We start from the raw sequence: 22,951 nt of genomic DNA, 5'->3' as shown, positions 1-22,951 counted from the left end.
CACCACCTTTCTAAAATATTTGATTAATTTTTAACATAATTTTGACAATAATAAATATAACTAAAATTGCTGTTGCTGCTGATAATAATAAACCAATTAAACCTAAAATAATTTTTAAAATTTTAAAAAACATAATCTTATTCCTGTAATTCTTGTAATTTTCATAAATAACCTTGATCAGTTATTAATTTTATTAATTTATTATTTACAATATTAATATATGAAATTCTTTTTAAACTTGGAAGAAAACATACTCAATTTGATGATGTTTGTGGTTGTCAAAATATTTCTATTGTTTGTGTTGGAGTTTTGCCAAATGTACTCGTACTAAAAGGATTCAAATCATAAAATATTTTATAAAATGTATTTGATTTTAATTGATAAGAAGAAATAGAATTACCACTTAATGATATTGCTACATCTTTTCATTTTGGATAAGGTATTGGTGTTGGACTTTCTTTTAAATTTATTTCTCATTCATTTTCTCTAATTTCTTTTGTTAATAAGGTTTTTGAATCAATTTTTATAGGTTTTTCTATATCTACTATTTCTGGTACTTTTATATCTAATGTATTACTTTTTATTTCATATAAATCTTCTGCTTTTAATTCTTCTAATCTATATATTGCTCCCCCAGTATCTCCACCATCTAATTTTAATGTTCATTTTGTATTATCATAAATCATATTTAATGTAGCATCACTATTACTAATTTTTCTTGTAGTAATTCTTCTTGTACCAGTTCCAATTGCTTGTGCTGATGTAAAAAAGATAACTTCTTTATAACCATTTTGTAATGGTACACTTGTTTCAGTAATTAAAAATACACGATAAAGAGCATTTAAACTAGGTGAAAAATTACTTCAAGTTCTATCATCAACTCTTTCACCTATTGTTTTTCATACAACAAGTTTTTTAATTAAATCTTTTATTTTTATAATTTCATCATCAACATATTTTTTATCTGGAATATCTTTATCATCTGTTACATTAGGATTATTTCTATAAATTAAAGTTTTACCACCAACATTTGTTTTAATAATTTCATTAACTAATCTTGTAGTACTATCTTTATCATCTTTATTATTGAAGATTCTATTTTCATCAATATTACCACCATTTGTTTTAATTTCATTAATAGCACCAACAATAGTTTTATCAGTAGTTTCTAAATTAGGATTTTCAGTACCAAGAGCATTTACAGCAAAAGCATATGGAAATTGTTCTACATCCATTTTTTTATCTATATTTACTTTATTTTCATTAATTGCAGGAACAATTTGTTTAGCAACTGTTTGTAAATTATCGTCATTTATATTTTGTTTTTTATCTAATAATTCATTAGTTTCTTGTTTTGTATAATAATCATGTTCTGTACTATCTTCTGCTATAAATTCAGTTGGTGTCCCTTTTCCTATATATTGGTATAATTCAACAGAAATAGGTTGATAATTAGCATCATTAGAAGTTACAGTAATATCATTTCATTCCTGAGTAAATAATAATTGTATTTTAACATTATCATTTACAATTAATTCATCTAATTTAATACTTTTTTGTGTTGTTCTTTGAACTTCTCCACCTAAACTAAATATAGTTTTTTTATTACTATATATATAATTATCAGTTGGATTAGTAGTGGATTGGTAACTATAACCCCATATTGCTAAATATATTTTTCCAAATTCATTACTAGGAATAATAGAAGACATTTTTTTTCATAAAGGACTAGTTGCAATATTAAATCAATTATTTTTAATATCATCAATATTTTGTTTATTAATATCAACTTTATTTTCTAATAATTTAATATTATTTTCATTGGTAGTAATTCTTTTTTGTTGTTTAGCAGAAAAGTCAGCAGTTGCAGCATGAGTAAAATCACCAACTTGTGGATTATTTTGTAATGCTTCTGGTGGTAATGTACCAATTTCATCAGGTCAATCTAAAATCATTGTTTCAGTTTCTTTATCATATTCAGTTGCTACATAACCTTTATTAACAAACTTACTAACAGGACCCCTATATATTTCATTTTCATTATCATCAACTAAATCATCATATAATTTCATTTGCTTTGATAATGTAAATGCTTTTTGTTCTTTAATTAATTCATCAACTTGATTTCTAGTATAGAATGCTTTTAAATCAATTTTTTCAATATCTATTTCATCATTATTATAACTTGAAAATATTTGTTTTAATTCTGTTAATCTTGCTCATATTTTCATTCTACTAGGTGCTAAATCTCAAACATTAATACTAGGAATACTATTTGCACTAAATGATGTACCATTATTAAATTGAATAGTAGCATCAACATTAAACTCAATTGGTGTACGATTAAATACTCAATGTTCAACACAAACATAAACCATATCTCTTAATGTTTCTTTAATTAATTCATCTTTAAAACTATCAAAAGGAAATTTAGATAAAATAAAATTAAGATAAGCATTAATATCATTTTGAGCACGAATAGCAAAAGTTGTAAATCAATCCTTAACATTAGGTCATGTATTTATATATTGTTGTGGTGTTTCTATAATTTTTCCAGTTAATGGATATCAGTTATTATAGTTTTCTAAACTGACATCAGTTCAAAGTTTATTAATCATAATTTATCATTCCTTAAAAAATGCTTTTTTATAATGCTTAGTTTTTGTTTTAGTTTTCCTATGCACTATATGAATAACTTCTTTTTGTAATTTCTTTTTACCTTTTGCTACAACTTGACTATATACAAATTTTTCTAAATGATGTAATAATCCTGTACCAAATAATGTATTAACTGAAAATTTTAAACCAACACTTTTAAATGATTTATTAATATTTTCAATAGGATTATTAATAACATTAACTACTTTATGGTAAGTTCTTACTATTCTAAATATTTCTCTATAAACTTTAAAACTATCTCTAATTACTTGTTGAACAACTGGTGGAGCAAATGCAATTGCTTTTAATCATTTATTACGACTAACTCCATAACCAATGTATCAACCACTATATCAGCGATATCAATGGAATGGATGTATTTGAGTGATAAAAGTTTCTGCTTTAAGAATACTATCAATAACTATAATTGGTTTATATTTAGGATTACGATGATAAATAGTAATTGCACATTTACTTAATGATAAAGGTTGAATTTTGCAACCCATAAATACAGGTGAATTTAATGGGATTAATTGTGCATGTTTAATTGCTTTCTTTTCTGCACTAGTAAATAAATCTGTTGCTTTTTCTTTTAATTTATTAATTTTTTCAAATACTTGTTTTTCTAACTTTTCAAATTTTTCTTGTAATTTATATATACTTTCTCGTAATTTTTCAAAATATGGAGTATCTTTTCAAAATTTATTTAAACCTTTTTTTAAATAAAATCTAATATCAAAATACTTAAAAATTTTATTTGCTTTTAAAACAACCTTATGAATTGAACTCTTTTTAAAATTAAATTTAATAGCATTAGCACGAATTTTTTGTAAATCTAAAATTAAAGATTTACCATATCTATTATCTGTATGTATTGTATGAACTAAATTTAATCAATCATGTTGATTCATTTTTAATACTTCTTTTAAATCAGTATTATATTTTTTAAAAAAATTATTTGCTTTTTCAATATCTTTAATTTTAAACTTTGGAGTTAATTGTGGACTTAATTTTATTAATGTATTTTGTAATAATAAATAATCTTTTAACTCTTGTACTTCTAATTTTTGAAAATTATTTTTATATTGTCTTTCAGCAACATAACCTAAATTTTGGATTATTGTCTCACGATTAGGAGCAAAACTATAATTAAATAAATAACGTTTATTACCAATAATTTTATCTGTTAAAATTTCTTTACCACTTACTTGACTAATAATTTCTTGTAAGTTTTTTGCTTCTTTAATACCAATTTGTTCTAATGTTTTAGTTTTTTGTGCTAATTTAATAAATTTAGTTGTACGATAACCACGACTAATTTTATTAAGTCCAGCAAATGCAGGTAAGATATTAAAAAAAGTATTTAATGGTGTTACATTTCCTTTTAAATAATCATAAACTTGATTAATAGTAAAATCAGTTAAAAACTCTACACCAACAGCACTAATACTAGCAAGTAAATCACTTGCACCTAATCCAAGTGCTATACTTTCACTTAATCCACCAGTAAAAGGAGCAAGTGCTACTGCTATTACTTGTACACCAATCATTTCTAAAATTTCTCATCAAAAACTTTTATTTTCTTGTTGTTTACTTATTCTAGTATGTTTTGGTTTATTGATATTTAAAAGTATTGCTGTACTAGTTGTACCAATTGGCATGATATTAATTTCCTTTATTTAAGAGTTATTTTAATTGGATTTGTTGACCCTTTATAATTTATATCATTAACATTGGCAGTAATAGTTATATACAAGTCACCTACTTTTTGTTTTTGATTACTTACATTAGTTTTTCCTTGGACATCACTAAAATATTTAATATTTGGATTTATTAAATTTGGATTTAATGATTTAAGTTCATTAGTACTTTTTATTTCTGTATCTAATTCATTATTATTTTTATTAACATTTGCAGTAATATTTGTTGTTAAACTTGTAATTTTAGTTTTTAAATCAATTTTATCAGTATTAATAATTCCACATAACATTCAACGTGAAGTTTTTTCTTCATCTGTTATATAAGGTATTGCTTCACCAGTTAATTCTCCACCAACTAAATATCTTCTTCCAACTTTACCATCATTTATGTCTTGTACATATACAACTGTATTTTGTAACATATATCTTTTCATTGCTCTTGGTGTTGCTAAGACAAAAGACATAATTTTAGTTTCATTATTATCAGTAAAAGTCATATAGTCATCCATTACAATTTGACATAATACACCTTTGATATATAAATTTGTTCCATTTAATCTTAATTGTTGTGCTATTTGATTATCAGTAATTAAACCTTTATTATCAGCTAAATAAACTAAACTATCATATAAATTATTAGTAATAAAAAATTGACAATTATTACTATTTCTTAATTGAAATAAAGTATTTCAAGCAGATAACATTGATTTTAAATAGCCTACTGGTATTGTATCAGTAATATCTAATCTAGTTGCATATTTTGCAATTACAGTTGTATCATTATTTGCTAAATAATCTGCTAAATCATTTGCTACTTCATATTGCATTGTATTTAATAAATTTTGTCCATTTTCAGCGTTTAAATCAACATTAGCAATTATTTCACCTGCAACTGCTTCTTGTTTAATTTCTTTTAAAATTTTAATAGTTTCAGCATAACTAACATCTAATCCTTTACTTTTATCATTTCATTTTAATACTTTAATTTCTGAATTTTTTGGTTTTTTAACTATAAATTCAATTTTTGTAGAATTAACCATTTCAATAGGAAAAAAACTTGCTCATGGTGAATTTGATTGTTTATAAAATTCTATAAACTCTGGTGCTTCTACTAATTTTTCGGTATTATCTAAATTTTGATTGAATGGTACTGACATTTTTTCATTTCCTTTCTGTTATAAATTATTTTTCTTTTTATAATCCAATAAAGTACTTTTTATTGAACTTGGTTGATTTGTTATTATTGTTTGTTGTTTACCACCTGTATTTATTATTTCTTTAAATACTGGTTGTTCTTTAATCATTTTTTTAATAGCTTCTTCTATTTTTGAATTTTCTATATTATTAGTTTTAAATTTTAAATAATCATAAAATTCACTTTTAACTTGATATTTTTTAAATATATTAATTATTTCTTTTTCCTTAATTTCGTTATTTAATTTATTTAACTTATTTTCTGCTTCATTAACTTTATTTTCTATTTCTTGTGAAGAATCATTATTTTTAATTAAAGGTTCAGTTGCTTGTTGAACATTATTTTCATTTTCTAACATTTACAGTACCCCATTATTTAATTTCTTTATTAATTTTTTCATTAAGTTTTGCTAATTTTTTTTGATGTTTTATAATTTTATTATTTGCTCTAACATGTTTTGGAGTTGTAATAAATCTTTTTAATAAAACAATAATTTCTCGACAAATTAATATACCTGTACTTATTCCAATTGTTTCAAGTGCTTTTAAAAATTCTTGCATTTCCATATTTTCCTTTCATTTTTTTATAAAGTAAGATTACTATTACTACGTTGTAAAGCATTATTAGCTGTATCATCTCAATCTAATGAAACATTAGAATTATGACTGCCATATTGACTACTTGTTTCACTATTAATAGTAAATCTATCATCATTAATTAATCTTGTTGTTTCATTTGTAAAGGAAGTTTCTTGCATTTCTATACTATGATTTGTTTCCATAGGTAATAAATTATGAATAATTTCACTTATTCCTGCAATAATAGTAGGTATTGCATAAGCATTATTAAAATCATTATTAATCCCCATCGCAACACCACTACTAATTAAACAACCACCAGTTGCCATATTTGCTATTTTTTGTATCATTGCAAATTTATTAGGTATTAACTCAGTTAAACCATTAATAACATTGGCGATACCATAAGCATTTAATGAAATATAAGTATCTCAATCAATTAATGACTGATTTTCTTGTTTATCTAATAATAATCATGGCGGTCCTTCCGTAGTAGTTGGAATTGGTGTTGTTGGAATAATAGGATTAATATTATTTTCAGTTCATTTACTATAATTTGCTAAACCCATTGTTCCTAATCCTAATAATATTTTTTTACTACTATTAATTAATTTAGTTTTAGTAGTTGGTTTTTGGTTCAAGTTTCAGATATCTAAACCTAATTTTTTACCAAATAATAAAGAATTAATACTTCCTAATATTGGATTTGCTATTACTTGCCCATAATATGCACTTGTACCAATCATTGCACAAATAGGACTAATTCACGTTCTTATTAATTTAGTTAAAGTATAATTTGAATGATTTTCTATATTTGGCATTTTAATCTCCTTTAATTTTCTAATTTTTTAATTGTTACTTTAATTCAACCTTGATAAACATCATTATCACCAACTATTAATGCAACATCACTTTCAGGGTCAGAAACAATGATGTGTTTTGATTTAACATTAGGATATTGTCTTAAAATAATTGCTCTAATATCATTACTTGTATGAATTGCTTTGGGAAATGGTGATAATATTTCAATTTCATCTTTATCACCAAATAAAGTAGGTAATATAATCATTAATGAAATTCTCCATTTTCTATAAACTCAATTACTTTATAATAAGCAGTAAGTTTACCTGCTTCTTTTAATGAATCACATAAACAAATACTAATTTGTTTATTTAACCAAATAATTAATTTTTCATTATATTTATTGATTACTTTTTGTTTAAACTCTTCTCTTATTTTTTTTATATTATTCAAATGTTCTTCTGTTATCTCTTTATTACGTTTTTTATTATATTCATTAATAATTTTTTGGTCTTTATTCATTATCAAACTCACCACTTCTTATTTTTTGAACTAAAATATCTAATAATAAGTCTATTTATGTATTCTCATATTCTTTTTGTGATTTTTTAATATAGTTAATTAATTTTTCTTTATTCATTATTATTCTCCTTATTTTTAGTTAAATTATTAACTATTTTTTCTAAACATTTCAAACATCAATTTTTACTTAATCAAATTCTTTTATTACAATATTTACATTTCTTCATTTTTACTCTTTTCATTTTTTAAATCATTTAACATTAATTGAACAAAATGCACGATTTTTAGGAATATTTAAAGTATTAAAGATTTGACCACTTACTATAATTTCATCATTTTTGTTTAATAAAATACATCGTTTATAAAATTTTGGGTTATTAAAAATTAAAGTAACATAGTTTAATCCATTTCATTGTCCACGAACACTATAATATAATTCTTTATTACCTTTTTCATAATGTTTTGCTTCAATAGTGTTACTCAGTTTTACTGTTAATTTCACATAATTTGATTTATCTTTCATTTTTAAAATTCCTTAAACAATATTGAATATGTTTATATGCATCTTCTTCATGTTTTGTTAATTTTATATTTCCTTTATAATTTTCTATTTTGTTTTTATTTTTTGGATGGTTTTCTAAATAATCTCAATTCATAACATCTTGTACTAACACCATTAATGCACCAATAATTTTAGGAGTTGCTAATGGATTAGTTAATAATTGTTTTGCACTTAAAAAGAAATTTTCTACAATAACTAATATTTTTTTATTATTAAACTCTTGTTTAATCGTTAAAAAGTATTCTTTAAACAAATTTTTACTTTCTAAAACAGTTTCTGCTTTAAATGTTTCATTAAAAATAATATTATTAGTTTCATTTGAATATATAATAATTCCATTACTACCTATTCCTGCTGGGTCAATACCAATAATTAATTCATATTGCATTATTTTTTATATCCCCTACTTAATCTAATATTTAAAATACAGTCATAACAAATTGCTTTACCGTTTTTATCTCTTAAAAAATATTTTCTTGTTTTAATATCATTAGTATTAAAAAATAGATAATCTAATTTATATTGTTTACATGTTCAACAAAAATATTTTTTCATTATGAATTAAAATATTCTTAGTAATATTATTTTCATACAGTAAATGCAGTAATTAAAAAAGCAACAGTTATCATTAAAACTATTGTAGATATTATAACAATAGTAGTTAAAGCAAATTTATTATTATAAATTTTATCAATAAATTTTTCTTTCTTTATTTCATGAGTTTTAATATTTTTTGTTTTCATAATTAATTTTATCCTTTAAATATGCCCTGTTTGCTTTTAGCATAAATGGCATATATTTTTGTTTTTTTTATTTATTAATACTATTAATATTATTTTTCTTAGAAAAATGGGCTCAAAAATAAATTGTAAAATTTTAAAAAACATTAAGGCATTCGATTCAATATTTATTTAATTTGCGTTTAACAAATTAATATTTTAATTGAACCGGCACCGCTTAATTTTTTTTACAAGTTTTAAATTTATTTTCTCGCCCAAAAAATTTTAAAAAAAATAAAAAATAAAACCAACACTCGCTCACTAGGGGAGTGGCAAGGTTGGTTAAATAAAAAATAGAATTAATATAATAGGTCCCTACAACAGGTCTATATATACTAATTACTAATTCGCTCCCACCCCAAGAATTACCATTTAATGGTTAGTATAATTTATTAGGTATCACTCCACTTTTTATTTATCCATGCAAGTCCACATGTTTTAGCTACTATTTTTAACAACTGTGGTGTAGTTCACTGTTTTAGTTCCCTAACACGTGTTGATAATAGTGTTAAAGAAGGTTATTAATTATTAACTTTCTCCTACTTGGTCACTGCATGTAGTAGATATTTAAAGCGTGTTAATAATAAAAATTTTAAAATTTTACAATTACAAAAAAAGACAAGATTTTTATTCTCGTCTTTTGTCATTTATTTTAATTTAAGGATTTAAAAAGGAAAGGAGATATTTACACAAAAATATTAGTTATAGACATCTTCGCTAAGCTCCCAAAAATAAAATATGTAATCATATTTAATTTAATTAATATAAAAATACTAATTTATTAAAATTAGTTTTTAAAAATATTAAATTTTAAAAAATTAAATTCTATTATTTAAATAATTAACACGCGAAATTAACATATTATTTAATGTTTTATAATTATAAGTTTTTGCACCTTTAGTTTGAGATTTAACTAAATGAAATATATCACTTTCAGCACTACAACCTATATTTCAACTAGCAGATTGATTAATAATACCTTGTTTATTATTTTTAAAAATATTTAAAGTTTTTTTATTAACTTTTGTTTTAGTTAAAAACTCTATTAATTCATTATATTGACCATTACAAAAATAATTTTTAGCAATTTTATAATTATTATATTTTTCTTTATTTAATGTTAATTTTCTACCTAAATTATTAGGACTATATTCATTTCATAAATATTTTAAAGCATGATATTTATCAAATATATAATATGCTCCTAAATATTTTGATAAAGTTCTAATTCATGAAGCACCATCACCAGCAACTACAAATTTTGGATTATAAAAATCATAATATTTTATTAATCCTTTTCAAGTGCTTTCCACAGTAGAATTATCAATATAATAATCTTCTTTTAAATTAAATTTATAATTAAACATAAAATTATATTTTTTATTTAATAATTTATTACGATTTTTACTTATTTGTTTTTTACCAGTATTATATGAAATACTTCTAATTTTTTGTAATTCTCTTTTTTTATTTTTATTTCAAACTGGAACAAAACAATCATCAACATTAATATAAATATATTCATTATCTTTTACCTTAATTTTTTCTTGTGGTAATATTTCTTTAATTTTTATATTTTTATGAATTTTACTAATTGTTACTTTTGAAACATACGTATATTTTAAAATATCTTGTATATCTTGATAATTTTTCTTTTTTCCCAAATATGATATTATTTCTTCTTTTAATCAATTAATAATTTTTGCTCTTTTATTAATATTAAACTCTTCATAAACGGGATAATAATATTCTTTATTTAATTTATCTCAATAAACTCTGTGATTAAAAATCATTTTACCAAATTCAAAAATAATACTACGATTACATTTTTTAGCAACTTTATATCTATTTTTATCTCTAGTTTGAAAAAAATATTCATTAAAATCATGTATTTTATTAACATGATTTGTTATAATTTTATTAATTTCATATTCTAAATTATTTTTATAATTAAACATTTTAACACCTTTCTATTTATTTTTTATTTATTCCCTATATTATCAAATTTATTAATTTATTGTTGAAAAATTGTTTAATTTAAAGTCTTCTTTTAAAGAACGATTGAAATAACTAGCAAATCTATTGCAACGTTTAAAGATAACTTTTATTAGTTATCTTTTCTTTTTTTAAAAATAATGTACAATAAAGAAAAATGTAAATAGAAAAGGAAAATAAAAATAGGAGCAGTTATTTGAATTTTATTAATACGTTATGGAATTAAATATTGTCTTAAAAATAATGCAATGGGAGTAGTAATATTATTTATTACTTTAAATATATTAGGTTTAGTTCTTGGATGAGCAATTTTATGAAATAATAAAAATATTTTGAAAGGTAATTTTTGACAAAATGCTGAAAAATTATCTAAAATAAGAGAAGAAAGAAAACAATATAAAAAAGCAATAAGAGAAGAACAAAATAAATTTACAGCAAAAAAATATAAAGAATGAAGAGAAAAAAGAATTAAAGAAAAAGAAGAAAAAAAATAGCAAAATAAATGCTATTTTTTGTTATAATTATATTATAAAAATTAAATAAAAAAATATATGAAGTAATTAATAAAGTTAATAAGTTAGTTTTTTCGCTCACTTAACTTAAAGATTATATTAATTATATCATAATTTTTCGTTTTTTAAAGCATATGAAAGGAGATTTTTATGTGCAACAAAAAGAAAAAATAAGAACAATTTTTAATGATGTTAAAAAATTAAGAGACTCATTAGAAAATTATTTTATTCATTGTAATGATAATAAAGAAATTCCTACAAAATTAGGAATGTTAATTTATTTAAATATAACAGAAAGTACTATTAGAAATTGAAAACAAAAGAAAAGAAATACTTTTTTACAACAAATTATTTGAGCATATTCTCAAATAAATCATTTAAATTTACAAAGATTATTAAAATCTAATTCTAGTTATTCTGCGTGATATTTAGAAAGAGCATTTGTTAAAGAATATCATTTATCAACTAAAATTGATATAAAAAATAGTGATAATGTCGCCCCTATAACAATTAATTTAGAAAATAAGAGTAAAAATAAATGTTAAGTAATTTTGGTTATTTATTAGATATTGCTAAAAAAATGTATTTAAAACAATCTTTAAATATTACTAAAATTAAACAATTAGGGTCACGTAAATCTGGTAAAACATTTAGTGATATTGAATTCTTAGGGATTTTATTAATGTTAGATACTATTAATATTCATGCTTATTTAATTAGAAATATGTCAAAACAATTAAATGATAGTTGACAAGAATTAAAACAAATTATTAAAGCAACATACCCAAGTATTAATTTTATTATTAGTGAAACTAAAAAAACTATTGAATTTAATGGTAGTAAAATCACATGTAAATATTTACATTCACAAGATAATAGTAATGTTAAATTAACTGGATTAGCAAGTAATTATTTATATGATTATGTAATTATTTGAAGTGATGAAAGGTATGAAATTACTGAAAATGATTATCAAGATTTAAAGGATGCTATTCGTGGTGCAAATCAATTATTAGAAATAGAAAGTTGTAACCCTTGAAGTATTTTAAATGAATTTATTAAAAAAACAGTAACAATATGCCCCCAAAATGAAAAACAAATTATTAATGAATATGAACAATTTACTATTATTTATAATACTATTTATCATTATCAAAATTGAAAATTAAATACTTATTTAAAAGATACTGATAAACAACAATTATTAGAAATAGAGAAATTAGACCCTATTAGTGCAAGAGTAAGAAGTCATGGTTTAGTTGGTTATGAAAGTGGTGGAATATATTCTCATCTTATTCATAAGATTAGTAGATTATTACAACCAAGTTATAGATTTAGTGCTGGATTAGATTATGGTTTTAAAGATGATGCATTAGCATGTATATTAATAGGTTTTGATTATAATTTTAAATTTGTTAATGTTATTGATTGTTTAAAAATAGAGAATAAGTTAGTACGTTATGATAATAAACAATTAGCAAAATTAGTAGTTGAATTTTATATTAAATTAGCAAAAGAAAATAATTTGTTATATGAATATGGTTTAACTGTATATTGTGATTTTAGTAATTATACATTTATAGAAATGCTTAATGATACAGCAATTAAATATAATGTTCAAAAATGATTATATTTTAAAGATTGTGTGAAATTAAGATTAGAGTTTAGAATAGGTAAAAATGTGGCTTTAATGGCAAGTGAACGCTTAAATATTAGTATAAATGCACAACTATTATTAGATGAATTTAGATTGGCTGTATGAGACCCTAAGAGCATTAAACAAATACCATTAGCAGGTAATGACCATTTACGAGATGCATTTGATTATGCTATTGAACCATATATTAGAAATTTAAGTGCTAATATAAATCCTTATTTTGAAAGGAAAAATAATTATGAATAATCATAATACTGAAATATTAACTTTTAAGTGATGTATGATAGACCTTCAAGAAATAATAGCAAATCATGGTTCAAAATTATTATGAGGTAATGGTTATACTTTAACAAGTGAAGATGAAAAATATAAAATAGCAATTGAAAAATTAAAAGAATGAAATAATTTTGATTCAATTTTTTATCAAGATTGTCATATTAAATCTGGTTATGGTTATAGTATTGTTCAAATTGACCGTAGTAAAACTGGTAGAATAGCACTTACTTTTGCTCAACCGTATGCTCAATCAAGAGTTGCAAGAGTATTAGATACTGAGCAAGGTGCTAGTACTTGGTCAAGGGTACAATATGATGACCAAGCAATTTATGTTAAAACAACATATACAAAAAACCAAATAATAAGATATTTTATTGGTGAAAAATATAGTATAGATGGTTTACAAGAAAAAATAAGTAAAGATTTACAATTACCTTTAATAGAAAATCATAATTTAGGAATAATTCCTGTTAAATTTATGCAAAATTTACCAAAGAAAAATTTTTTTGGTGGTGTTATTGGTGATTATTATCCAGATATGACCCCAGTTAAATCTTTACAAAAATTATTAAATAAAACATTTGAATCAATTGACCATGAATTAGAATGTAATATAACTCGTGTATTTTTAGATATTACAGAACAAGAAATTAATCAATCTAAAACTGCTTTTGATTTAAAAAAATTAATAGGTAAATTTATTTTACAAGCAAATTTAAGAAGTTTAGGTTCAACTAGTGGAACACCACCAATAGCAATATTACAAGGTAATCCAATATTAGATAAATATGCAGAATTTATTCAATTTATTATTGATAAAGCATTTGAAGGTAGTGGATATAGTCCAGTTAATGATACTACTAGTCAAAAAACAGAAGCAGAAGTATTAATTACAAATAGTAGAGATATGGAAACTACAAGAATTAAAAGAACACTTAATCAAAGTGATTGAAATGAAATATTTCAAAGATGTTTTATTTTAATGGGCTTAGATGGTGATAAATCTAAATGAACATTTGAAATTAAAGAAAATACGATTACTGATAGATTAAAATCACTTGAAATTGATGAAGTAGAATTAAGATTAGGAATTACTAATATTAAAAGAATTATTGTAAAAAGATATGGTGTTAGTGAAGAAGAAGCACAACAAATTATTAATGAAAATAGAAAATATCAAAAAGAAGAAATTGAATTTAATAATACTTTTTTAGGAGAAACTAAAAATGGGAATGACACCAAAACAGAATCATCAATTAATTAAAACATTTTGAAAATCAACTGGTGAAATTGAAAAAGATTTTACACAAAATAAAGATTTACAATTTCGTGTATGTCCTTTTACTATTATTTTAGGTGCTATAAATTCAACAGAAACGGGATATAAACCACCAACTAGTATTCCTAATGATTATACTAGTTTTAGTAAAATCTTTACTGGAAGAGAAGCAATATTATCTGTATGAGATAATAGTTTTGATTTAATAGAACCAGATTTAAAAACAATAAATTCTACTGGTAAAAAGGTTTTAAAAGTTGGTGATGTATTTTACGGGAATATTTTAAGTGACCAATTAGGTATTACTTATAGTGCTACACCAGCAAATAATGCTTTTATACAAGAACAAGCAATTAAAAATGTAGTTATTAATATTCCAAATGAAAAAAAGAATTTTAATTTTATTAATAATATTGTTGAAAATCTTTATAAACTTTACATGATTCCAGAAATTAATGCTATCAAAGGTAATAATTCTTATACAGTTGATAGACAATGATATATTCTTGAAGTTGCAAGTAAAACTTATAATAATGAAAATAAAGAATTGGCTTATATTCAATGTACTTTTAGTAGTTTAAATGATAAATTAGCACATAGTGGATTAGCAATTAATCAATATGTACAATTAGGTGCCGTTGGTGAACCAGTTGCATTACCAGCATTGGTTTTAAAGAAAAACATTATTTTAGATAATAATTACTTATCACCTAGACCAGTTACACATGCACAAATTACTTTTTATGGGACAGTAGGCACCATTGCTATTGGATTATGGGGTAGAAATATTAATAAAACTGATAATAAAGAAATTACTATGAATCCTACACATTTAATTTTTCCTTTAAATTATCAAGCATCTACATATGACCCAGTTAGTTTTAGTGCTTTACCAGAAACTAATTATATTTTAACAGTTGGTGCAAAATCAACAGTTGATACTTATCAACAATGACAAGAAATTATTGCACCAAGTTATGATGATGGTGCAAAAAAAACTTTTGAAGGTCATATATTAACAGATGTTGAAAAAACAACCGCAACTAATAAATTAGAAGATAATGGAAAATATACTCCTTATTGAAATAATAATTTTTTAAATGGAGTAAATTTAGATACTGATAAATTTTATACTCTTGGTAATCCATATTTTGTATATTTTAATAAAAAACTTAAACAACCACGCGGTCAGATTAATGGTTATATTATTAATAATTTACAATTTAAAAACTTAAGAAATTTAAATGCTTTAATGTATTTTATTTATAATTCTATGAATGAAATACCATTATCAGTAAGAGAAACAGTTAAAATTCAATTAAATACCATACCAGTATTTGGTAGTTTCTTTAATGGATTTACTGGTGGAATGAATATTGGATTTAAAAAAGTTTCAAATTTATTAATTCCAAAATTTAATATAGTTAACTTTTTAATGAGTGCAGAATTATATAAATTTTATAGTACTGTAATATATTCAAAACAAACTGAAAAAAATATAATTCCTTATGATGTATTTAGAAATGGAACTCCAGATGAAATATCGGCAATTTTAGGTACAACAAGTCATATGACAAGTTTTACATTTAATTTAACTGATAATATTAAACTTTCAAGTTATGATATTGATAATAATAATATTGTTGATACTAAATATATGAATTTAGTTAATATATCACAAAATAATCCAAACAATAATCAACAAATCTATTTATTACCACCAGTAGAAGATTTTGACTTACAATCACCAATTTTTGGTATTGATAATTATAGTGGTTTTTATATAGATATGATTGATATTTTAGTTCAAGGAAAATGTAATTTTAAATTAACATTTTATAGCATGCCAAATGATTATGAAGTTGCTGTAAGTGATGATTTTAGTATTTGGGCGGGAACATACCAAATAGTTGGTAAGGCAAGTGGTAATATAAGATTAATTAAAAATAATTTTTTACTAGCAAATAATACTTATAGTTTTAAAAATAAATATAATTATCCAAAAGCAGTTAATCCACCACCACCAAATGAAATACCACACTCTATTTTTGTAGATTTAAGTAATATAAAATTTTCTAATCAATATTATAATACAGAAAGTAAAAACGGAATGTATTATATAGGTCAGAAACCAAGTAATTATCAATCATGAATAAAAGATATTTCAATTGATATAACTAATTATGGTTATCAATACATAAAAGATTTTATAAATGATTATAAACACTTTCAATTAAATTTAAACTTTCAATTAAAATCTCAGGAAGGTGAAGGATTTATAAATGAATTTAATAGTAGTAATCCTATTATAATTGATGATTTAAGAAATATACCTATAAATAATAATGATAATAATAGATATTTATATAGTAATGAAAATGATTATTTTAATTATAAAGATAATACTGAACATTTAGGTAATAATTGTAAGTATTTGGTTTATAGAGAAACGGTAGAATTATCAAATTATTATATCAATCCTACTTTAAATGAAAATCAATATTTTTATAAAAATTTAGGAGATACGAATTTAAATGTTGATAAACATAAAAAAACAATAACCTTTTTACAATTATGAGTAATTATTAACATAAATGAAAAGACTAACAAAATTAATATAACATTTAATTTTATTGGTTCCTTAATAGCGTTTACTGGTGCAAGTGTTAATTACCAAGGTGAAATTAAATTTAATAATATACAAATTTCACCAAGATTAACTTAAAAATTAGAAAGGTGGTGGTAATTATGTTAAATGAAAATGAAATGAAAGAAGGTAATAATATGGAAGAAAAAGAAAAAGATGAAGAACAAGAAAGTGTAGAAAAAAAGGAAGAAAGTGTTCCAAAAAATGAAGAAAATGTAACAAAATCAGAAGAAAGTGTAGAAAAAGAATCAGAAACTGAAGAATCTAAAGAACCAACTTTAGAAGATAAATATAAAGAATTAGAAGAAAAATATAATGCTTTATATAAAGAAAAAACTGATAAAGATAGAGAAATAAGACATAGTGAAAGTTATAAAAAATATAATTTATCACAAGAAAATATTAATTTATTAAAAAGATATCTTGGTGATAAAGATGATATTGAAGAAGAATTATCATTATTAAATAAAGATTTTCCACATTTATTTAAAAATAATAATAAAGATACAAATATTAATTCTTCATTAGATATAAAAGATAAATTTAAAGAAGATAAAAAAGATGAAATAGATACTAGAAAAATAGGAATGGTAGGTTAAAAATATGGCAATTATTACAACACAATCAACAACAATTAATGACCCAAGTAATCCAATGGGTAAAGCAGATTTATCAGTTAAATATCTTAAAAATTTAAAAGTATTATTATCAAAAAGAGTTGCATTAATTAATGCAACAGTAGAAAATAGAGAACAATTAGATGCTGGTACTGCTATTTATAATGTTACAAAACGTAATATTACACAAGATTATAAACGTGGTGCTGGTGAAAATGATGTAACAGAAATTAGAACAGAACAAATTTTATTAAATAAATCAAAAGAAATTAATTATGAAATTGAAACATTAGATTTAAAAAGATTAGGTGCTAAATATGAAGATGGTGGCATTATTATAAGTGATAGTTATGTTTCTGGTAGCATTGCTGCAAAAGCAAAATCAGTAGAAATATATTTAGTTGCTAAATTACTTCAATTAGCAGTTAAAACAGCTAAAGATAATGGCATTATTAATATTGCATTACCAAGTACTCCTAAAATAGATGATTATCGTATGCTTTTATGATTAAAAATATCAAATACATTAGCAACATTAAAAGCACGTATTAATGATGAATATATTGGTACAGATGAAGAAGATTATGTATTATGAGTATCTAGTTTTTTTAAACCATTAGTATTATTATCAACAACTACATTAGGTAGTGATAGTGCTTCACAAGCATTAAAAGATGGTAAAATTGTAGAAATTGGTGGTATTAAAATTATAGAATGTCCATGATTAGGTAGAAATTATCCAGCTGGAGTTATTGATAAACAAGAATCATTTAATTTTTTAGGATGTGATGCTGTATTAGTACATAAAGAAGCATTAGCATTTCCATTTAATAGAGGACAAGATAATACTTTTGTTTTACAAACTAATGGTAATGTTAAGAATTTTCATAAATTTTTAGTAAGTGATGGTAAAGCATTACGACCAGATTTAGTTAAAGGATTTACTGTAACTTCTAGTATTGATATTGCAACAGCAATTGAATTTACTAATTTAGGTGCTATTACTATGGTTGGAGCAACACCAACAGCAGATGAAGTAGAAAAAGCAATTATTACTAAAAATCCTAATTATCAAAAAGGAAATGCTAATTTTTCAGATTTAACAGCAACAAGTGCTAATGTTGAAGGTAAAACTTTATATGATGGTTCTTTACAAGTAACTTTTACAAAGAAGTAATTAAATGCCTATTATCTTACTTTTAAGAATAATATTAGAAACTGCTGTTAGTGATATACAAACTGCTGAATTAATAGAAAAATTTAAAAAAAATAATTCATTATTTAATAGTTTTTTAAAAAATCCAGCAGGAATATTAAAAAATCAATTAATGTCAAAAATATTAGGACAAGGTAAATCACAAAAAGAATTAAAAGAATTTCAACAAATTTTACAAAAATTAACAAATTTACCAGTAATTCATAAAAAAATCATGACACATATTACTAAAAATAATATTGCTAAATTACAATCAATTCAAAAAACATATTTAAATGGTAAATGATTGATGAATAAAGGTAAAGAAATTATTATGAATGCTTTAACAGAGCAAGATTATGAAAGTATGATTGGCGTTTATGTAAATCTTTCTAGTAGTGCATTAGCAGGTGGTATATGAACTCCAGTAGTACAAGCACAATCTGGTACTTATGGTATTGCTACATTAACATATAGAACTAATTTATCTAAAAGTTATGATTATTTTAATGTTTCAAAAGAAACTTGAATTGATATGTGTAAATCTATGGGTGCTTATGGTACTGGTGCTAATTCAGTTTTTATTAGAGAATATTTAGGTGGAGTAAATAAAACTAGAAAAGAAATGAATGCTATTGTTAGAAAAAATGTTAATCAATTAAATAGAGCAGTAACTAAACCTAATAAATCAGTTATTAGTACAGTTAATAAATCACAAGCAGTACAAGGATATGGAAGGTATAAAGATTATGGAAAACAAAAATAATATTGATTGAAATGTAAATTTAAATTATATTACAAAAGATGATTTAAAAACTATATATGATTTTATACCTGATGCTGATCAAACTACTATTGATAATACTAAAACTGATTTTACTATTATGGCAATTGCAATTAGTAGTGAACGTATAAATAGTATTACTGGTAATTTAATTGAACAAACTGGATTTAATAATCTTAATGAAACTCAACAATTATTAGTTAAAAGAGCAACAGCAAGAATGACTATATATTATTTAACTGATGGAATGGCATTTATAAGAAGTAGTGTATCTATTAGTGGTAATGGTTTATCAAGTAGTATTAGTCCACCAAGTGAACCAGATTATGTTTTAATGGAAGTATATAATTTATTACAACAAGCAAATTTATATACACCAAGAAAAGCACTTAATAATATTATTAATTGTAATAATAATGATTTTAATACACCTAGTATTTGAGATGAAAGTGATAATAGAGTAATAACATGAGACTCTGGAAATAAAACATTTTTACAAAAAATAGGAATAATTGCAGATAAAGGTATAAAAATAAATGATGTTAGTGATACTATTCCTAAAATAAAAATTAGTACTACTAGTGAAGCAATAATACCAAATTATGATAGTCCAAATAAAACTATTGATATTACTTATGATAAAGAAAAAGATATAGTTAATATTGATATTAATAATAAAATTATTGAAAATAGAATATTTAATAATAAAGATGATAAAGATAATACAACAAGATTAGTGAATGAAATTATTAAAACTAATGTTGGTGGTAAAACTTTAATTTATAGAAATAATCCTAATGTAACAGATGATAAAGATATACCTGATAAAAAATATGTAGATAATGAAATTATAAAAATAAAAGATTTAATTAAAAAACTTGTTGTATGAAAAACAATAGGTGAAAGAATTGATGATAGAACTTGAAGTAATTTTTCACCTAGTTTAAATGCTCTTTATCGTGTATTTTTAATTAGTGAAACAAGTGTGCCATTACAAAATGGTTATAAAGAAGTTATCTTTTTTACATCAGCACAAGCAATTGGAACTGGTACAAGAAGAATTACAACAAGAAAAATAGGTAATAGTGATGCTAATTTAAATATGATTTATGATAATACAAAATGAACTTTAAAATTAGATGGTGGCGATACTGGTGGAGCAATATATAGGCTGGAAGAATTAAAAGCAGATGATTTATATGAAATAAAAAGTAATACATTAGATATAAAAGTACCAGAAATAGTAGATATAGAAAAACCTATAAAAATTGATTCAAAAACTTTATTAACAAAAGAAATTAGAGAAAATGAATGAGAAATAAATTTAAAAGAAAGTCCAACACCAACACCTTATCCAAAATGAAAAGATGTAGCAATATCATTAAGTGGTAATTCTATTTCTTCTTATCAATTAAAATCAAATACATTTTATAAAATATTTTATGATTTGAATCCTTTTAGTACGAGTACATTTGGCAAAACTCCAACACAAACAATAGAAATATTTTGACAACCACAAACATCATCAAATTGAGTATGTTTTCTTCCAAGTTTAAAAAGAATTTCATATATTAATATTGTAAATAATAAATTAATAAGATTAATAACAGATCAAGGTTATTTATGAAAATTACAAGAATTACAGGAATAAGATTATGTTTTTTAAAATTTTAAAAATTATTTTAGGTTTAATTGGTTTATTATTATCATCAGCAACAGCAATTTTAGTTATATTTATTATTGTCAAAATTATGTTAAAAATTAATCAAATATTTTAGAAAGGTGGTGATGAAAATGGGTATACATGAAATTTTACAACTAATAGGTGATTGTTTAATGGCAATTGGTGTTTGTTTAGGTGGACATCATACTATTAAATCACATATAAAAAATAAAATTAAAATGTCTAAAAAAGAAAGAAAAGAATTAAAATTAAGACAAAAATTAGAAAAATTAAATTCAAATAAAAAAGAAGAAATAAAAAGTATTTATTAAAAAATGCCTTTAATAGGCATTTTTATTTATTATAAATGATAATAATTTTCATCAAATGATAATTGTGAATTAATATTAATTTCACTCATATTATCACTACCATATTGACTAGTTGTTTCATTATTAATAGTAAATCTATCATCATTAATTAATCTTGTTGTTTCATTTGTAAATAAAGTTTCTTGCATTTCAGTATTATTATGTACTGTTTCCATAGGTAATAAATTATGAATAATTTCACTTATTCCTGCAATAATAGTAGGAACTGCATAAGCATTATTAAAATCATTATTAATTCCCATAGCAACACCACTACTAATCAAACATCCACCAGTTGCCATATTTGCTATTTTTCGTATCGTTGCAAATTTATTAGGTATTAATTCAGTTAAACCATTAATAACATTGGTGATACCATAAGCATTTAATGAAATGTAAGTATCTCAATCCATTAAATGATTATTAGTAGTATTATCATTACTAAATAATAAATCTGGTGGAAAAGGGTCAACAGTAGTAGTTGTTATTGGACTTTCTGTTGGATTAGGATTAATTGAATTATTAGTAAATTTACTATAATTTGTTAAACCAATTGTTCCTAATCCTAATAATATTTTTTTACTACTATTAATTAATTTAGTTTTAGTGGTTGGTTTTTGATTTAAATTTCAAATATCTAAACCTAATTTTTTACCAAATAATAAAGAATTAATTGAACCTAATATCGGATTTGCTATTACTTGCCCATAATATGCACTTGTACCAATCATTGCACAAATAGGACTAATTCCCGTTCTTATTAATTTAGTTAAAGTATAATTTGATTGATTTTCTATATTTGGCATTTTCTAATCTCCTTTTATAAATTTAAATTGCATATTTCCAATAGTATCTCTATTATTTCCACAAATAATTAAATATCCAGTTTGATTATTTTCTAATATTCATGAATAAAAAATATCTTGTGGATATAATTTTGGATATAAATTTAATGCTAATAAATAACATAAAGCATCTTCTTTATTTTTTAATAAAGAAATAGTTGGACATATTATTACTTTTGGACTTTTTTCATTATAAAATCATTCAGTTCTAATATTTCTCATTATTTCACTTCCTTAATTATTTTCAATATTAATATCATCCATATTTATATTAATAGTTAATCCATTTAAGTTTTTTAATTCTTTTAATTTTTC

General features: G+C 22.5%; 26 protein-coding genes. 11 read left to right on the top strand and 15 right to left on the bottom strand.

Features of this window, described 5'->3' with window-relative positions:
* Positions 1-10: 10 nt before the first annotated feature.
* The 13 genes from ACQH25_RS04635 to ACQH25_RS04575 all read right to left on the bottom strand — a co-directional run bounded on the left by ACQH25_RS04635 (position 11) and on the right by ACQH25_RS04575 (position 10,753).
* On the bottom strand, positions 11-133 hold the full coding sequence (locus ACQH25_RS04635) for a hypothetical protein (protein ID WP_425380902.1): 123 nt from the start codon (positions 131-133) through the stop codon (positions 11-13).
* A gap of 4 nt (positions 134-137) precedes the next feature.
* Positions 138-2,618, bottom strand: a complete 2,481-nt coding sequence (locus tag ACQH25_RS04630) for a hypothetical protein (RefSeq protein WP_425380803.1) — start codon at positions 2,616-2,618, stop codon at positions 138-140.
* A 3-nt stretch (positions 2,619-2,621) separates the two neighbouring features.
* Positions 2,622-4,319, bottom strand: coding sequence for a hypothetical protein (locus ACQH25_RS04625; RefSeq protein WP_425380802.1), 1,698 nt, complete (start codon positions 4,317-4,319; stop codon positions 2,622-2,624).
* 14 nt (positions 4,320-4,333) lie between these two features.
* Positions 4,334-5,515, bottom strand: a complete 1,182-nt coding sequence (locus ACQH25_RS04620; RefSeq protein WP_425380801.1) for a hypothetical protein — start codon at positions 5,513-5,515, stop codon at positions 4,334-4,336.
* A gap of 18 nt (positions 5,516-5,533) precedes the next feature.
* On the bottom strand, positions 5,534-5,911 hold the full coding sequence (locus tag ACQH25_RS04615; RefSeq protein WP_425380725.1) for a hypothetical protein: 378 nt from the start codon (positions 5,909-5,911) through the stop codon (positions 5,534-5,536).
* A gap of 13 nt (positions 5,912-5,924) precedes the next feature.
* Positions 5,925-6,119 (bottom strand): hypothetical protein, encoded by a 195-nt coding sequence (locus tag ACQH25_RS04610; RefSeq protein WP_425380726.1) that lies wholly within the window; start codon positions 6,117-6,119, stop codon positions 5,925-5,927.
* Between the two features lie 17 nt (positions 6,120-6,136).
* On the bottom strand, positions 6,137-6,952 hold the full coding sequence (locus tag ACQH25_RS04605) for a hypothetical protein (protein ID WP_425380800.1): 816 nt from the start codon (positions 6,950-6,952) through the stop codon (positions 6,137-6,139).
* Positions 6,953-6,963: 11 nt separating this feature from the next.
* The gene (locus ACQH25_RS04600; RefSeq protein WP_425380728.1) at positions 6,964-7,200 is read right to left on the bottom strand and encodes a hypothetical protein; all 237 of its coding nucleotides are present in this window, start codon (positions 7,198-7,200) and stop codon (positions 6,964-6,966) included.
* Positions 7,200-7,454, bottom strand: a complete 255-nt coding sequence (locus ACQH25_RS04595) for a hypothetical protein (protein ID WP_425380729.1) — start codon at positions 7,452-7,454, stop codon at positions 7,200-7,202. Before ACQH25_RS04595 ends, ACQH25_RS04600 begins: the two co-directional genes overlap by 1 nt.
* Before the next feature lie 229 nt (positions 7,455-7,683).
* Positions 7,684-7,977 (bottom strand): hypothetical protein, encoded by a 294-nt coding sequence (locus ACQH25_RS04590; RefSeq protein ID WP_425380730.1) that lies wholly within the window; start codon positions 7,975-7,977, stop codon positions 7,684-7,686.
* Entirely contained in the window at positions 7,967-8,404 is a 438-nt protein-coding gene (locus ACQH25_RS04585) for a hypothetical protein (protein WP_425380731.1), read from the bottom strand. The genes ACQH25_RS04590 and ACQH25_RS04585 overlap by 11 nt, the downstream gene beginning before the upstream one ends.
* A 193-nt stretch (positions 8,405-8,597) precedes the next feature.
* Positions 8,598-8,759, bottom strand: coding sequence for a hypothetical protein (locus tag ACQH25_RS04580; protein ID WP_425380799.1), 162 nt, complete (start codon positions 8,757-8,759; stop codon positions 8,598-8,600).
* 854 nt (positions 8,760-9,613) lie between these two features.
* Positions 9,614-10,753 carry an Mbov_0401 family ICE element transposase-like protein gene (locus tag ACQH25_RS04575; RefSeq protein WP_425380901.1) on the bottom strand — a complete coding sequence of 380 codons (1,140 nt, stop codon included), beginning with the start codon at positions 10,751-10,753 and terminating at the stop codon, positions 9,614-9,616.
* Between the two features lie 285 nt (positions 10,754-11,038).
* Here ACQH25_RS04575 and ACQH25_RS04570 point away from each other — a divergent pair, with 285 nt between their 5' ends.
* The 11 genes from ACQH25_RS04570 to ACQH25_RS04520 all read left to right on the top strand — a co-directional run bounded on the left by ACQH25_RS04570 (position 11,039) and on the right by ACQH25_RS04520 (position 21,752).
* Complete coding sequence (locus tag ACQH25_RS04570; protein ID WP_425380900.1) at positions 11,039-11,284, top strand: hypothetical protein; 246 nt, start codon at positions 11,039-11,041, stop codon at positions 11,282-11,284.
* A gap of 170 nt (positions 11,285-11,454) precedes the next feature.
* Positions 11,455-11,847, top strand: a complete 393-nt coding sequence (locus ACQH25_RS04565; protein WP_425380899.1) for a terminase small subunit — start codon at positions 11,455-11,457, stop codon at positions 11,845-11,847.
* Positions 11,841-13,205, top strand: coding sequence for a phage terminase large subunit (locus ACQH25_RS04560; protein ID WP_425380898.1), 1,365 nt, complete (start codon positions 11,841-11,843; stop codon positions 13,203-13,205). Before ACQH25_RS04565 ends, ACQH25_RS04560 begins: the two co-directional genes overlap by 7 nt.
* Entirely contained in the window at positions 13,198-14,499 is a 1,302-nt protein-coding gene (locus ACQH25_RS04555) for a hypothetical protein (protein ID WP_425380897.1), read from the top strand. Before ACQH25_RS04560 ends, ACQH25_RS04555 begins: the two co-directional genes overlap by 8 nt.
* Complete coding sequence (locus tag ACQH25_RS04550) at positions 14,462-17,239, top strand: hypothetical protein (protein WP_425380896.1); 2,778 nt, start codon at positions 14,462-14,464, stop codon at positions 17,237-17,239. Before ACQH25_RS04555 ends, ACQH25_RS04550 begins: the two co-directional genes overlap by 38 nt.
* Positions 17,240-17,262: 23 nt before the next feature.
* Positions 17,263-17,760, top strand: coding sequence for a hypothetical protein (locus ACQH25_RS04545; RefSeq protein WP_425380895.1), 498 nt, complete (start codon positions 17,263-17,265; stop codon positions 17,758-17,760).
* A 4-nt stretch (positions 17,761-17,764) separates the two neighbouring features.
* The gene (locus ACQH25_RS04540) at positions 17,765-18,955 is read left to right on the top strand and encodes a hypothetical protein (protein WP_425380894.1); all 1,191 of its coding nucleotides are present in this window, start codon (positions 17,765-17,767) and stop codon (positions 18,953-18,955) included.
* A 4-nt stretch (positions 18,956-18,959) separates the two neighbouring features.
* Positions 18,960-19,739: a hypothetical protein gene (locus ACQH25_RS04535; protein WP_425380893.1), complete on the top strand. Its 780-nt coding sequence runs from the start codon at positions 18,960-18,962 to the stop codon at positions 19,737-19,739.
* A complete protein-coding gene (locus tag ACQH25_RS04530) occupies positions 19,723-21,408 on the top strand; it encodes a hypothetical protein (protein WP_425380892.1) in 1,686 nt (561 codons plus the stop codon). The genes ACQH25_RS04535 and ACQH25_RS04530 overlap by 17 nt, the downstream gene beginning before the upstream one ends.
* Before the next feature lie 4 nt (positions 21,409-21,412).
* A complete protein-coding gene (locus ACQH25_RS04525) occupies positions 21,413-21,535 on the top strand; it encodes a hypothetical protein (RefSeq protein WP_425380804.1) in 123 nt (40 codons plus the stop codon).
* A gap of 16 nt (positions 21,536-21,551) precedes the next feature.
* On the top strand, positions 21,552-21,752 hold the full coding sequence (locus ACQH25_RS04520; RefSeq protein ID WP_425380891.1) for a hypothetical protein: 201 nt from the start codon (positions 21,552-21,554) through the stop codon (positions 21,750-21,752).
* Positions 21,753-21,781: 29 nt separating this feature from the next.
* On the opposite strand, the gene ACQH25_RS04515 is transcribed toward ACQH25_RS04520, so the two are convergent.
* Positions 21,782-22,597, bottom strand: coding sequence for a hypothetical protein (locus ACQH25_RS04515; RefSeq protein ID WP_425380890.1), 816 nt, complete (start codon positions 22,595-22,597; stop codon positions 21,782-21,784).
* Between the two features lie 3 nt (positions 22,598-22,600).
* Positions 22,601-22,858 carry a hypothetical protein gene (locus ACQH25_RS04510; protein ID WP_425380889.1) on the bottom strand — a complete coding sequence of 86 codons (258 nt, stop codon included), beginning with the start codon at positions 22,856-22,858 and terminating at the stop codon, positions 22,601-22,603.
* Between the last annotated feature and the right edge of the window lie 93 nt (positions 22,859-22,951).

Source organism: Spiroplasma endosymbiont of Polydrusus pterygomalis, from assembly GCF_964030825.1.
Classification (GTDB): Bacteria; Bacillota_I; Bacilli_A; order Mycoplasmatales; family VBWQ01; genus Spiroplasma_E.
The sequence above is the reverse complement of the archived record's forward strand: the minus strand, read 5'-3'. Positions and strand labels throughout refer to the sequence as shown.